The sequence below is a fragment of the Subtercola boreus genome (genome assembly GCF_003399645.1).
GTDB lineage: Bacteria > Actinomycetota > Actinomycetes > Actinomycetales > Microbacteriaceae > Subtercola > Subtercola boreus_A.
In genome coordinates, this window is record NZ_NBXD01000030.1 from 134,784 (window position 1) to 148,540 (window position 13,757).

Sequence of the window (13,757 nt, forward strand, 5' to 3'; positions counted from 1 at the left end):
TGCAAGCAGTAGGTGAGAATTCGACAACTTCTTCACTTACACGCCTGACGTACCGCCACCGCCGCCTCCTCCCCCGGAGAATCCGCCGCCTCCCGATCCGCCGAACGAACTGCTGCTAGAACTCGAGGCGAGGCTCGTGCTGACGGCTCCCGAGAGCGAACCGATGCTCGACACGAACAGGGCGGAGTTGAAGGCACCGACGTTGCCGCCGTACCAGTCGGGCTGGGTACCCAGGCTCTCGTAATACGTGCCCAGCACTTCGGACCACTCCTTCTCGAGGTCGAGCAGCACGGCGAACGGCAGCAGCTTCTCGTAGATTCTGACGACCTGGCCCCGGTCGGGGGCGGACACCCGCGTCTTCAGGGCGCCCTCCGGGCTCTGCAGCATCTCGAAACGATCCTTCTCAGCCAGCCGGATGTAGAGCTTCAGACCCGAGAGGTAGTCACGCAGCTCGGCGCCCTTCGCCGTGAACGGCTTTCGGAAGCCGACGAGGAACACCACGATGACCGCGAGGATGGAGACGACGATCACGACGATCGGGCCGGCCCCGCCGTAGGCGCCGTCGAGAGCCGCAATCCCCGAAACGAAGGCCCCGACGGTCGCGGCGATGCTCCCGAGAAGGCACAGCCACGTGACGAAGTACGTGCCGCCGCCGCGTACGTATCCCTCTGTCTCGGCGCCCTTGCGGGCCTCCGTCATCAATCCCGCGATTCCCTGGGCGAGTGCGGTGTCGCGCTTCGTCAGCTGCTTCCACGCGCCGGAGGCGAGAGGCTCGCCGAACAGCTGTTTCGCGAGGGCGAGCTCGGCGGGGTCGAGCCCCTGGGCCGTCACGAAGCGCAGCCAGTACGCCGCGTCACCCCGCCCCTCGGCGGGCTGCTCCACGATCTGGATGTTGCGACGCACCGCCAGGCTCACGAACGCCGCCGCGGGGCCGCGCTGGGTCTGCCTGGCGATCACCGAGGCGAGCAGCAGGTTCACACCGGGCGGAGGGGTGTACTCGGCGATGATCGTCGGACGACCGGGGGCGTTCTTCAGCCGCACCGCGCGATTGACGATGGCGCCGATCGCGAAGAGCAGCGCGATCGACATGAAGACCAGCGCCGCGATCGCGGCACCGGAGGCGAAGAACGTGCTGTCGCGGGCGGTAAAGGTGCCGGGAGCGAACCCGATGACGACCGAGACGTTCTCACGCGCGGCGAGTTGCCGCGGTGCCGTGCTGAACGCGGTGCCGCCGCCGGAACCGGCCGCCGACGAGATGTCGCAGCGGGCCGTCGAATCGAGGGGGCCGTAGTAGCAGGCAGTCGACCCGCTGAGGCTCGACGACAGTTCGGCGGGCACATGCACCGTCGCGGTCGCCCGGGCGACCGGCTGTTCGGCGGCGGTGCCGATCGTGTCCCAGTAGAACTCGTCGTCGTCGGTGTCGGCGAAGTAGTCGGTGACGTACTTCTGGGTGAAGGTGAGAACGTAGGTCTGCTGCCCGTGCACGTAGTCATCGCCGGCCAGAGTCACGGCGAGCAGGTCGTCCTCGGACTCCGTCGAGTACGGCCGCGCACCGCCGGCGCCGTCGGTGACCGACACGAGGGTCAGGTCGGTCGGATGCTCGTGGTACTTCTCGGGGAGGTACCGGATGAACCCGCGGTTCTGGTCGGCATCCGGGAACTGCGCGACGACGGTCTCGACGGTCGTCAAGGTCGAGTGGCCTTCGGCGTCGCTTCCGAGCGTGTAGTCGCCGTCGAAGCTGGTAAAGGTGAAATCGTTGAGACCCGTGCGCGAATCGTGGGCGGGGGGCGCGGGGGCCGCCGCCGGTGGGTTCGCACTCGTCGCAGCTGCTGCGGTGACCGCGCTCCCCAACACCGGCGCACCCACTAGGGCTGCGAACAGCAGCCCGCCGAGAAAGGCACGACGGGCAGACGCTCGCCGCTGTCGTCGCTTGCGCACGCGCGGGCCTCGCATCCTGAGCATCCTTCGGTTCGATGCCCTCCCCCGAACCTACCCGCTGACGGCGGGCGCGGCAAAGCTGCCCAGGAGCGGCAGCGAACTCGAGCGACTCACGAAGCAGTAGTAGGTGCGCTGCCCTGCTTTCCACTGCGCCTCGTTCACCGGGTAGCCGGCCTGCCAGACAACATCCGGGTACGCGCCCAGGATGCTCGAATCGACGTTCTCCGGTTTCTGGCACAACAGGTTGAGCGTCTCGGAGAGTGCGGCCTGCCCAGGATAGGCGGCCGTTGCGTCAGTGCTCAGCGAGCCGGCGCCCATGACCTGCGCGCCGTGCGGAACCTGGCAGTCGACAACCGTGAACCGCTGCTGCCAGGCAGACGTGAAGGGTGCGATGCACTCCCCGCCTCTCAGCTCGAACCACTCGAACGTTCCGGCGAGCTGCGGGCCCGCGGTGGAGGTCGGCGCGGGCGTCGGGGTGGGGGTGGGCGTCGCGCTCGTCGCTGCAGGGTGGGCCAGCGACGCCGGGGCCGGGTTCAGGATGCCCGGCAGACGCGTTCCGGCGAAGAACAGTGCCGCCAGAACGACGAGGGCCAGCACCCCGGCCACAACACGCCGCCGCGCGCGCCGGCGCCGCCGGTCATCCGGAACCGCGGTCGTCTCGCCCGGGGTCGCTTCGGGGCTCACCGGCGCCCGTGCTAGCTCAGGCCGAGGTCGTCGAGGCCGATGGCGTAGAAGTAGGGGTAGCCGGCCGACTCGATGCGCTCGCGCGCCTCGGTGTTGCGATCGACGACGACCGCCACGCCCACCACGATCGCTCCGACCTTCTCGAGCGCCTCGATGGCTTTCAGCGGCGATCCGCCCGTGGTCGAGGTGTCTTCGATGACCACAACGCGCTTTCCTTCGAGGTCGGGGCCCTCCACCTGCTTGCCGCGGCCGTGGTCCTTCGGCTCCTTGCGCACCACGAAGGCGTCGTAGGTCGCGCCGCGCGCCGCACCCTGGTGCAGGATGGCCGCCGCCACTGGGTCGGCACCCATCGTGAGGCCGCCGACCGCGAACACGTCGGGAATCGCGGCGATCACCTCGAGCATGACCTGCCCGATCAGCGGCGCGACGCGGTGGTCGAGGCTCACCTTGCGGAGGTCGACATAGTAGGTCGCCTTCTTCCCGCTGGTGAGGGTGAAGTCGCCGTGGAACACGGCCTCCTCGGAGATGTACCTGATGAGCTGGTCGCGAGCGTCGGTCATGCCGCCAGTTTAAGCGGCCGGCCACCCCTGGGCAGCCAAATAGACTGGGGCGCATGCGTGTTGCGACCTGGAATGTGAACTCGATCAGGGCCCGCGTCGGCCGCGTCACCGAGTGGCTGGTGCGCGAAGACATCGACGTTCTGGCCATGCAGGAGATCAAGTGCAAGGAGTTGCAGTTTCCGTTCGAGCCCTTCACGGCCGCCGGCTACGACGTCACCCTGCACGGGTTGAACCAGTGGAACGGTGTCGCGTTCGCGAGCCGACTGCCGTTGGAGGACGTCGCGGTCGGCTTCGAGGGAGTGCCCGGCTTCGGCAAACCCGATGCCGAGGGCGCGCTCCCGACCGAGGCCCGCGCCCTGGGCGTGACCGTCGACGGAGTGCGGCTCTGGAGCCTGTACGTTCCGAACGGCAGGGATCTGGAGAATCCGCACTACGACTACAAGCTGGCCTGGCTGAAGCAGCTGGCGGCTGACACCCGGGCGTGGCTGGCCGAGCATCCGTCGACCCCCCTCGCGCTCATGGGCGACTGGAACATCGCGCCCCTCGACAGCGATGTGTGGGACCTCGCGGTCTTCGAGAACTCGACCCACGTGTCGGCCCCCGAGCGTGCCGCGTTCGCCGAGTTCGAAGACCTGGGACTCACCGATGTGGTGCGCCCGCTCGTGCCGACCGGCTACACCTACTGGGACTACAAACAGCTGCGCTTTCCGCGGAACGAAGGCATGCGCATCGACTTCATCATGGGGTCGAAGGAGTTCGCGTCGCTGGTTCAGGATGCCCGGATCGACCGCAGCGAACGAAAAGGTGTGGCACCGAGCGACCATGTTCCCGTGGTGGTCGACCTCGACCTGGGGCCGGGCGAAGACGACGACCGGCCGATGATCTTCGGCTGAGGCGCAGACAGCTGGTGCGGGACGCCCACCGAGGGCGTCAGAGGTCGAGGCGCCAGGCGCCCTCGTAGCCGATCGGCACGAAGCCCATCGCTTCGTTCACCCGCAGCATGAAGCGGTTCTCCTCGGCGTTCCAGGTCAGAATCGACGGATGACCGGGGGCTTCGCTCTGCAGATGGTCGAGGTTCGCGAGCTTCACCAGGGTGCCGGGACGGTGTCCGCGGTGCTCGCGGAGCACGAGCGTGTCCTGCTGACCGACGGGCCTCGAGGTGTCGAGTGGCACGGCGAGTTGATTGAAGGCCACGAGCCGTCCGGTCGCGCGGTGCTCGACGGCGGCGGTGAAGGTGACGCGCGGTCCGTCGTTCTCCCGGCGCTCGTGGTCGGCCAACCGTTCGACCGTCCACACGTCTTCGGGCTCGTCGAGACCGGCCGTGGGAGCATCCGTCGACATGCGGGTGAGCATCAGCGCGACGTCGCCGAGCCAGCGCTCGAGCGTCGCACCCCGCCAGAGATGAACGTCGTACTCGGCCGAAGCGGCGGCCCGGGCATCCTGGCGAAGGCCCCCATCGCCCAGAGGGTCGGCGGGCAGGGCCAGGCGGCTCGCTCGCTCGACCTGCTCGAGCCGGTAGCCGCGCGCGAGGAGAAAGCGCACCTCACGGTTGTCTGACGGCACCGATCCGTAGCCGGTCGGCGGAACGAGGCGGCGCTCGGGGAGGGCGTCAGTGTCGGTGTTATCCGCGCTGTGCGTCGACGAGACCACGTAGGTCAACAGCCGCGACTCGCCGAGGCCGCGGGCGTGCTGCTCCACCGTCTCGGCGAGGGCCCGACCGATGCCGCGCTGCTCGAAGAGGGGATGCACGTCGACATCGAGCCAACCGACCTCGGCCGCTGTCCGGAGCTGAGTCTCATGGATCGCCCGGCCCACGATCCGCCCGTCGACCCGCGCCACCCAGAGCACCTTGGGCGCGTGTTCGTCGTGCCAGTTCGGAAAGAGCTCCTCTGCTGAGTATTCGACTTCCGCCGTGCCGTAGGCGCGCACCTCGCTGGCGTTTCGAACAGCGACGCCCTCGCGGAAGTCCGCGCCGCCCGGGCCGTCGAGCGTCGGCGGTATCTCCAGCCGTTCGATCGAGAATCCGGTCACGATGCACCCCCCGTCGAGGTCGAAAGCGGTCTCTCAAGCGTAGCCGGGCACCCGCGGACCGGCTATGCCTCGCGGGGCGGGCGCGGTCTTCGGTCTGACGCCATGGGTTCAGTGGGTGAAGACCACCTTGAGGGTGACGATCACGATACTGACCGCCGCGAGAGCGAACCCCGCCCAGAGCACTCCGGCCGGTGAGCGGTTGTCGGAGAGGCGCTCGACCTCGATGCCCGTCAGGGCGATCCGCACGACGAGTATTCCGCCCGCCACGAGCTGGGCGAGGAATGGCGGCAACACTCCGAGAGCGCCGAGCACCAGCACGATCACCGGCAGCACACCCGAGCTGAGGATCGGCAGGGCATCCCGCAGCTCTGTGCTGAGATGCAGTTTCACCTCGGCGTCTGAGCGACCGATCTGCTGGCCGATGCCGTGCGAGACGACGTGCGCGAGGAAGGTCGTGACGGTCGTCGCTGCCACGACGACCACGGCTTCGCCGTGCAGGATTGCGTCGTCTGAGACGGCGACGACCGCCGCAAGCACCAGAATGTTGCCGTAAAGATAGGCCGCGACGCGGCTCCGGATGCTCGGCAGCGACAACTCGCCGGAGCTCCGCAGCCAGCGGGGCAGGCGAGGACTGTGCGGGGTATCGGTCACCCGCCCAATGTAACGCGCTGCGGGGTGTGTCTCGGGATCAGGGCGCGAGGAGTGCGGCGATGACGAGCAGTACGGGGATGGAGCTGATCGTCGTGAGCAGCACGATGTCGCGAGCGAGCGCCACGCCGACCTCGTAGCGATGGGCGTAGTTGAAGATGTTCTGAGCTGTGGGCAGTGCCGCGAGCACGACGACGCCGAAGAGGTGGATGCCGTCGAGCTGGAATGCCCGCCCGAGAATGTATGCCACCAGCGGCATCACGACGCTCTTCAGCACTGTCGCGACCACGATCTCGCGGCGGTCGGATCCGGCGGCGAGCGGGCGCTGGCCCGACAGCGACATTCCGAAGGTGATGAGCACGACCGGTACCGCCGCGCCCCCGATCAGAACGAACGGCTCGAGCAGGGCATCCGGTAGGTGCCACCCGCTCAGCGCGATGAAAAAACCGGCGAGCGACCCCAGGATGATCGGGTTGCGCACCGGCTGCATGAGGATGGTCTTCATCGAGACACTGCCCCGCGTCGAGACGTCGAGCAGCGTGAGGGTGATCGGGGCCAGGATGATCAACTGGAACATGAGCAGCGGAGCGACGAACTGCGCGCTACCCAGAACGTAGACCGCCACGGGCAGGCCGATGTTGTTCGCGTTGACGTAGGAGGCGCCGGCGGCACCGATCACGGTCTCGGCGAGGGGGCGGCGAAAGAAGACCTTCGAGACGATCAGGTAGAGCCCGGCGGAGACGGCGACGCAGATGATCGTGACCACGAGGAACGACGAGAAGATCACGCTGAGGTCGGCCCGGGCGATGACCGTGAACAGCAGGGCGGGGCTCGCGACGAAGAACACGAACCGGTTCAGCGAGGTCGGGGCATCGGCGGGCAGGATCTTCGCCCGCTGCACCACATAGCCGACGAGGATGATGAACCCGATGATCGCGAAGCCGACCAGCACGCCACTCATGCGCGGCCGCCGGCGAGAGCTGCGCGGTTCGCGGGGGCGCCTGCGCCCCGGCAGGCGCGCCGGCGGAGCGCGTTCAGCGGTTCAGGGCCGCGTCGAGCGCGGTCTTGAAGTACGGCGCCAGCGTCATCGCGAATGTGTTGGTCAGGTGGTCCTGGTCGCGGTAGACGTTCGCCCCACCGATCACGGCCAGGCAGTCGTCGGCCGTGCAGAACGTGTCGGTGAAGTCGAGCAGCGTCACGTTCTGGCCGTCGGCGGCGGAAGCGGCCGCAGCGAGGGCGACCGGCTCGTCGGCGACGAGGCCGTCGGCGCGGGGTTTCGTGCAGTCCGCCGGGTCGGAGGTGCGCAGGCATTTGTTCGGGTCGTCGGACCACGACGGGTTGTCGACCATCGTGATGACGGGAGTGCCGGTCGCGGTGACCTGCTTCCACGCTGCGGCGAACCCGGTGGCGAGCGCCCGGCCCTCGACCGAGGTGCCCGGCGCGGTCTCGTCGGCGAGCGACGCAGTGAAGACGGCGTCGTAGGGCCGGGCATCCTGCAGCTCGGCCGTGAGATTCGAGCGCCAAGTGTTGCAGGAGATCGAGAAGGCGTCGGCGCCGGTCATGGCCTCGGTGTTCCAGGCGCAGCCGCCCTTGATGTAGGTCGTGAGCGCCCAGCCGTTCTCGTCGGCGAGCTTCATGAACGGGCCGAGCAGCGCGTAGGCGTGGCTGTCGCCGACCAGGGCGATGCGCTTCGCGGCCGGGTCGGTCGAGCCGAAGTGGCACGCGAAGAGGTTGGAATCGTTGAGCGTGACCAGGCACTCGGGGTGCGTCGGCCGGTCGGCGTTGCCGAAGCCGGGCGACGGGATGATCGTGTCGGCCAGTGCCGGGTTGGTGCACCCGGGCGTGGTGACCGCGGCCTGACCGGATTGCACGCCGAAGATGACCTGCTGCAGGGCGCCGGTGATGACGGGAGACGGCCCGGCGGCGGCACCGAAGCACTCCGGCGGATTCGCCACCGTACTCACGAGCTCGCTGGCGGCCGCCTCGTACTTCGGCTGCTGCACGGCCGAGACGCCACCGATGACAAGGCTCGCCACGGCCATCGCCGCGATCATGAAGCCGAAGGTGAAGCGGGGCTTACGCAGGGTCCAGAAGCTCCAGCGACGGGTGGGGTCTTCGACGAACCTCTTCGTCAGCCAGGCGAGGACGAAGCAGATCGCCAGCAGGGCGATGCGGTTGTAGATCGACAGGCCCCAGCCCGGAACGTAGGGTGCGATGACGATCAGCGGCCAGTGCCAGAGGTAGAGCGAGTAGGAGATGTCTCCGATGAAACGCGGCACCCGACTGCCGAGCACGCTCGCGGCATCGAGCCGGCGCTCCGCCCGGTGGGAGGCGATGATGGCGGCGGTGCCGAGCACGGGGAGCAGGGCGGCCCAGCCCGGGAAGGGCGTGTTGCGGTCGTAGACGAAGGCCGCACCGATGACGGCGATAACGCCTGCGTAGCCGAGCAGGTTGCTCTGCCAGACGCGGGCCGGCCGGAGGCGCGGCAGCAGCGCCAGCAGGGCCCCGATGCCGAACTCCCAGACGCGGGTGAAGGTGACGAAGTAGGCAGAGGCGGGGTCGTTCTGGGTGAACACCACCGAGAGCACGAACGAGGCGACGGTGGCGAGCGCCACGAGGGTGATCATCGCGTTCCACCGATCGCGCCCGACGGCGTGGCCGCCCGCGGCGATGCCCGCTGCCAGCCCCTGCGACGTGCCCGCGCCCGCCGCCCCAGCCGCACCGACCGAACCCCGAGAACGGCGCCGCGCGAACCGCCGGACGCCGAACGCCGACGCCCCCAGCAGAAGGATGGGCCAGACGAGGTAGAACTGCTCCTCGAGCGACAGCGACCAGTAGTGCTGCACCAGCGACGCATCGTTCGACGCCGCGAGGTAGTCGACCGAGTTCGCTGCGAGCGCCCAGTTCTCGACGTAGAACGTGCTCGCCAGGATCTCCCTGACGTTCTCGGCAAGCGCGCTCAGCGGCATCACCGCGAGGGTCGCCACCGCACTGAAGAGCAGCACCAGAAGCGCCGCCGGCAGCAGGCGCCGCACCCGTTTCGCCCAGAACGTGGGCAGCCTGATGCGGTCGGTTCGCTCGAGCTCCCGCGACAGCTGCTGGGTAATGAGGAACCCGGAGATGACGAAGAACACGTCGACGCCGATGTACCCGCCCGTGAGCCGGCCGGGCCAGAAGTGATAGATGACGACGAGCAGCACGGCGATGGCCCGAAGACCCTGGATGTGCGGCAGGAAGTGCGCCGAGACACCGGTCGCTCGGGCAGCGCTCGCGGGGATGGTGCTGCTGGTGCTCGTCGATTTCATATGGCCCCATGCTACTTTGCGCGTTCTGCACGGAACCTCCGGCGCCACGACCGGTGCAGAACTTTGCAGCGCATCGTGGCTGTGGAGGAGCGGAGGTTGCATACTCCTCTTATGGCATTCCGTACGACGCTCCTTCTGAGCGGCAAGACCGCAACCGGCATCGTCGTCCCCACCGAGGTGTACAACGCTCTCGGGCCGGCCAAGCGCCACGCCGTCGCCGTGACCATCAACGGCTACACCTACCGCAGCACCATCACGCCCTACCGCGGCCAGATCATGCTTCCGGTCAGCGCTGAGGTCAGGAAGGGCGCCGGAATTGCTCCCGGCGAAGAGTTTGACGTCGACATCGTGCTCGACGACCAGCCGCGCGAGGTCACCGTTCCCGACGACTTCGGCGCCGCCCTCGACTCCGCACCCGCCGCCCGAACCTTCTTCGAGTCGCTCTCCTACTCCAACAAGCGCGGCTTCACCCTGCCGCTCGACGAGGCCAAGACCCCCGAGACCAGGCAGCGACGCCTCGACAAAGCCATCGAGACCCTTTCGTCTGGAAAGCTGTAGGCCCGGTGTCTGACACAACCGAACCCCGGGCATCCGGAATCACCGGCTGGCTCGCCCGCTACCGCACCGCCTGGGAGTCGAACGAGCCTGCCGACATCCGCGCCCTCTTCACCCCCGACGCCGATTACCGCACCGAGCCCTACTCGACCCCCTGGCACGGCCACGACGAGATCGTCGCGGGCTGGCTCGGCGCCGAGGATGCCGCCGGCTCGACCTCCTTCACCTGGAACGTCCTGCGGGCCCCCGACTCGTACGTGCCCGACGATCTCGCCCTCGTGCAGGCGACGACCGTCTACGCCGGCGGACCCACCTACAGCAACCTGTGGCTGATCAGGCTGGCTCCGGATGATCGGGCCACCGACTTCACCGAATGGTGGATGGAACACCCGAACGAGGCACCGAAATGACCGGGGTCGACGCGACCGGCGTGCCGGTCTTCGCGAAGAAAGACAGCGGATCGGGCAAACTCAACGACTTCAGCTACGACATGCGGCCCAAGAACGGGCGGGTGACCGTTCAGCTGGCAGGGAGCGATCCGCACCAGGAGGCCATCGGCGACGTTCTGGCGAAAGGCCCGGGCGAACTGGTGGTGTTCATCGGCCGGCGAACCGCCGAAGAAGAGCGAACGGATGCGCCTGTCGCCGTGCGCTTCTTCGTCGACTCGCGCATGACGCCGATCGTGGGGTACATGCCGCGTGGGCTCGAGGCCGTGGCGCTCGACACGCTCTCGCGGCTGGAGGAGCTGGGGCGGTCGACGCGCATCCCGGCCGAGATCGTGAAGACGCGGAGCGGCCTGCGCGTGAACCTGCTGTTCGGCCTGACCCGCTGAGCTCACAGCAGGCAGCACGCAGCACGCAGCACGCAGAAATTCAGGCGATACGCTGCGCCGAGCACCCTGCAGACCCGCCCGCGTGACTGACCTGAATTGCGGCCACCCGCGGCGCCGGGCGGGCGTCGCTGACGCAACGAACCGCCGCGCGGGGCCCGAAAGGCGCTCGATAGTCGCCCGGGCCTGCGGAAAGCACGGCGTGAATCCTCTTATGCTCGTCGGCAAGCGGGGGCGAGCCACGCCCCAGCCCCACCCCAGCAGGTCCCACGCGAACGGAGGTTCTCCTGTCCAAGCCCGCGCTCGAAAGCGTCTCGGCCCGTGACGCCATCATCGGCGAGCCGGAGGTCGTCGAAGACTCCCGCACCGCCGCCGAGACCCCCGCAGCGGGCCTTCCCGCCGCCGCCCAGCCGCACTGGCTCACCCTGAAGAACGCGATCGTCTGCCTGCAGGGCCACCAGCTGAAGGACGGATCGGCCGATCCGCTCGCCAGCCGCGACGACCTGGCCGCTCTCGTCTCGCAGGTGACGACCGAACTGCGCATGCTCGCCACGTTCTTCGAGCACGACGCCGGCTACCTCCACGCGAGCGCCGCCGACTTCGAGCGCTGGGCCGCCGGTGACTTCGCCGTGCCCGACTTTCTCGACTCGCTGACGGCCTTCCAGCCCCAGCAGCACCGGGTCGACGGCCTGCAGCACGTCGTCGTGTTTCCGATGTACACCCAGAACGGCAGCGCCGACCGGCTGTTCGAGGCCGTCGCCGTCGAGGTGATCTGGCCCGAGTTCGTGGCCCGGCTCGAGGAGACCGACTACTCGAACGCGCTGTTCGTGCCGATTCGCTTTCTCGACTTCACGCCCGGGTACGACACGAACTCGGCGGTGCTCTTTCCCGAGACCATCGCGATGCGAACGGTACCGAGCTTCACCTGGGGCGCGATCTTCGCCGACCGCGAGGCCGCCCGCTTCCGGCTCGTCGTCACCGCAGCGGCCGAGACGACCCGGCTCGAGCTCCCCGCTGACGCACGGGTTCTGCTGGCCGACCAGCACCTCGCCGAAGAGACCTTCGTGATGTGGGACCTGATTCACGACCGCACCCACATGCGCGGCGATCTGCCGTTCGATCCGTTCATGATCAAACAGCGCATGCCGTTCTTTCTCTATTCGCTCGAAGAACTGCGGTGCGACCTGACAGCATTCCGCGAGGCCGTGCGCATCGAGCGCGAGGCGCTGTACTCCCCGCACACGGTCGAGACGGCGAAACGCGTGCAGTACGCGATCCTCTTCGACCGCATCTTCCGTTTCGCCATCACCGGAACCCGCGTGCGCAACTACGACGGGCTCGGCGGCCAGCTGCTGTTCGCATGGCTGCACCAGCAGCGCGTGCTGCACTGGACCGACACGCGCCTCAGCATCGACTGGGAGCACGTCGCCGGCGCTGTCATCGCCCTCGGCGAGTCGATCGACGACCTCTACTGGCGCTCGATCGACCGGCCCAAGACGGCGCACTGGCTCGCTGCCTACGCGCTGGTCTCGTCGACGCTCACCCCGAACCCCGCGTCGGTGTGGGCGAAGGGTCCGGATGCTCTGCCGCTCGATGGGCCGCCGAGAGGCCTCACCGACCAGGTGCTCCCCGACGAGTTCCCGCTGTCGATGTTCTACGAGGCCCTGGAGAAGAAGATGAACGGCGTGATCGAGTCGACGAAGGGCATCACCGGCCAGACCGTGCTCGGCTGACGAACCGGTGGGGGTGTGGGTGGCCGCATCCCCGCCGGCCGCATCCCCGCCGGCCGCATCCCCGCCGGGCGCCTAGGGCGAGAGCGGCTGCGCAGGGATGTCGCGGGGCGGGCTCTCAGGGCCGGCCGGCGCCCCCGGGATGACCTGCGACACGGCCAGGTAGATGACCAGGGCGATCGCGGCGAGCACCACCAGCGAGCCGATGAAGAACACGCCCGACTTCAGATTGCGCACACTGCCTCCCGCATTGACGAAAAGGCGCCCGGCACCCCCACACCTACGAACTATGCCCTACCCGTGAACCCCCGCGCACCCGCCGTGCGCGAAACTGGAGACGTGATGAACTTCGACCCCGCCCTGCGCCTGCACGATCCCGCCCTGCGCGGCTTCGCCTCCGACAACTATGCGGGCGTGCATCCGCTCATCGTCGAGGCGATCGCCGCGGCGAACGAGGGCCACCAGATCGCCTACGGCGAAGACGTCTACACCGCGCGCCTGCAGCAGGTGATGAAGCAGCACTTCGGTGAGGCAGCCGAGGCGTTCCCCGTCTTCAACGGCACCGGTGCGAACGTGCTCAGCCTGCAGTCGATGCTGCCGCGCTGGGGAGCCGTCGTGTGCGCCCAGACCGCGCACATCAACACCGACGAGAACGCCGCCCCTGAACGCATCGCGGGGCTCAAGCTGCTCACCGTCGAGACGCCCGACGGCAAGCTCACGCCCGAGCTCATCGACCGCGAGGCCTGGGGCTGGGGTGACGAGCACCGCGCCCAGCCGCTCGCCGTCTCCATCACCCAGACCACCGAACTCGGCACGCTCTACACCGTCGACGACGTCAGGGCCATCGCCGAGCACGTGCACGCACGCGGTATGACGTTGCACATGGACGGTGCGCGCCTTTCGAACGCGGCGGCCGCCCTCGGGGTTCCGCTCCGCGACTTCACGACCGACGCCGGTGTCGACATGCTCTCGTACGGTGGAACCAAGAACGGCCTGCTGTACGGCGAGTGCGTCGTCGTACTCAACCCCGCAGCATCCGTGGGCCTGACCTACCTCCGCAAGATGAACATGCAACTGGCGAGCAAGATGCGTTTCGTCAGCGCCCAGCTCGTCGCACTGCTCGACTCGGGGCTCTGGCTCGAATCGGCCACGCACGCGAATGCGATGGCCGCGCGGCTGCAGGCGGCGGTCGAACGGATGCCCGGGGTCACCCTCACGCGGCCCGCCCAGGCCAACGCGGTGTTCGCCATCCTCCCTCCCGGGGTTGCCGATCGCCTCCGCGAGGTGTTCCGCTTCTACGACTGGGACAACGCCACGGGCGAAGTGCGGTGGATGTGCGCGTTCGACACCACCGAGGCCGATGTCGACGCCTTCGTGGCCGCCCTCGCCACCCTCCTCGCCGACGCTGCGTGAACCATACGTTCGCATGGAATACCGGGGCGCCTAGGATGGTTGAGTACCGCGAAGGACAATGGCG

The 13,757-nt window shown here is 68.4% G+C and carries 14 protein-coding genes; 6 read left to right on the forward strand and 8 right to left on the reverse strand.

From position 1 onward, the window contains the following. Positions 1–36: 36 nt before the first annotated feature. From B7R24_RS15275 to pyrE, 3 genes are read right to left on the reverse strand one after another with little or no spacing between them, the layout of a single operon-like run. Complete coding sequence (locus B7R24_RS15275; RefSeq protein WP_172582861.1) at positions 37–1,953, reverse strand: DUF2207 domain-containing protein; 1,917 nt, start codon at positions 1,951–1,953, stop codon at positions 37–39. 36 nt (positions 1,954–1,989) lie between these two features. Then, positions 1,990–2,622: a septum formation family protein gene (locus B7R24_RS15280; protein WP_116419819.1), complete on the reverse strand. Its 633-nt coding sequence runs from the start codon at positions 2,620–2,622 to the stop codon at positions 1,990–1,992. 11 nt (positions 2,623–2,633) lie between these two features. Continuing rightward, positions 2,634–3,182, reverse strand: a complete 549-nt coding sequence (gene pyrE / locus B7R24_RS15285; protein ID WP_116419820.1) for an orotate phosphoribosyltransferase — start codon at positions 3,180–3,182, stop codon at positions 2,634–2,636. Between the two features lie 53 nt (positions 3,183–3,235). Here pyrE and B7R24_RS15290 point away from each other — a divergent pair, with 53 nt between their 5' ends. Continuing rightward, entirely contained in the window at positions 3,236–4,075 is an 840-nt protein-coding gene (locus tag B7R24_RS15290; RefSeq protein WP_116419821.1) for an exodeoxyribonuclease III, read from the forward strand. A gap of 37 nt (positions 4,076–4,112) precedes the next feature. Here the strand turns inward: B7R24_RS15290 and B7R24_RS15295 are convergent, their stop codons facing one another. The 4 genes from B7R24_RS15295 to B7R24_RS15310 form a co-directional block, all read right to left on the reverse strand. After that, complete coding sequence (locus B7R24_RS15295) at positions 4,113–5,213, reverse strand: GNAT family N-acetyltransferase (protein WP_172582862.1); 1,101 nt, start codon at positions 5,211–5,213, stop codon at positions 4,113–4,115. Between the two features lie 108 nt (positions 5,214–5,321). Further along, complete coding sequence (locus B7R24_RS15300) at positions 5,322–5,864, reverse strand: hypothetical protein (RefSeq protein ID WP_147304066.1); 543 nt, start codon at positions 5,862–5,864, stop codon at positions 5,322–5,324. Between the two features lie 37 nt (positions 5,865–5,901). Next, positions 5,902–6,822 carry an AEC family transporter gene (locus B7R24_RS15305; RefSeq protein ID WP_116419824.1) on the reverse strand — a complete coding sequence of 307 codons (921 nt, stop codon included), beginning with the start codon at positions 6,820–6,822 and terminating at the stop codon, positions 5,902–5,904. A gap of 73 nt (positions 6,823–6,895) precedes the next feature. Then, positions 6,896–9,166 carry an acyltransferase family protein gene (locus B7R24_RS15310; protein WP_172582863.1) on the reverse strand — a complete coding sequence of 757 codons (2,271 nt, stop codon included), beginning with the start codon at positions 9,164–9,166 and terminating at the stop codon, positions 6,896–6,898. 111 nt (positions 9,167–9,277) lie between these two features. On the opposite strand from B7R24_RS15310, the gene B7R24_RS15315 reads away from it, so the two are divergent. From B7R24_RS15315 to B7R24_RS15330, 4 genes are all read left to right on the forward strand, one after another. Then, a complete protein-coding gene (locus B7R24_RS15315) occupies positions 9,278–9,724 on the forward strand; it encodes a YdeI/OmpD-associated family protein (RefSeq protein WP_116419826.1) in 447 nt (148 codons plus the stop codon). A 5-nt stretch (positions 9,725–9,729) separates the two neighbouring features. Further along, on the forward strand, positions 9,730–10,131 hold the full coding sequence (locus B7R24_RS15320) for a nuclear transport factor 2 family protein (RefSeq protein WP_253259492.1): 402 nt from the start codon (positions 9,730–9,732) through the stop codon (positions 10,129–10,131). Next, on the forward strand, positions 10,128–10,553 hold the full coding sequence (locus B7R24_RS15325; protein WP_116419827.1) for a hypothetical protein: 426 nt from the start codon (positions 10,128–10,130) through the stop codon (positions 10,551–10,553). Before B7R24_RS15320 ends, B7R24_RS15325 begins: the two co-directional genes overlap by 4 nt. 326 nt (positions 10,554–10,879) lie before the next feature. After that, complete coding sequence (locus B7R24_RS15330) at positions 10,880–12,283, forward strand: DUF6421 family protein (RefSeq protein WP_116419828.1); 1,404 nt, start codon at positions 10,880–10,882, stop codon at positions 12,281–12,283. 72 nt (positions 12,284–12,355) lie between these two features. Here the strand turns inward: B7R24_RS15330 and B7R24_RS17685 are convergent, their stop codons facing one another. After that, positions 12,356–12,517 (reverse strand): hypothetical protein, encoded by a 162-nt coding sequence (locus tag B7R24_RS17685; protein ID WP_172582864.1) that lies wholly within the window; start codon positions 12,515–12,517, stop codon positions 12,356–12,358. Positions 12,518–12,622: 105 nt separating this feature from the next. Here B7R24_RS17685 and B7R24_RS15335 point away from each other — a divergent pair, with 105 nt between their 5' ends. Continuing rightward, a complete protein-coding gene (locus B7R24_RS15335) occupies positions 12,623–13,693 on the forward strand; it encodes a threonine aldolase family protein (RefSeq protein WP_116419829.1) in 1,071 nt (356 codons plus the stop codon). Positions 13,694–13,757: the final 64 nt, after the last annotated feature.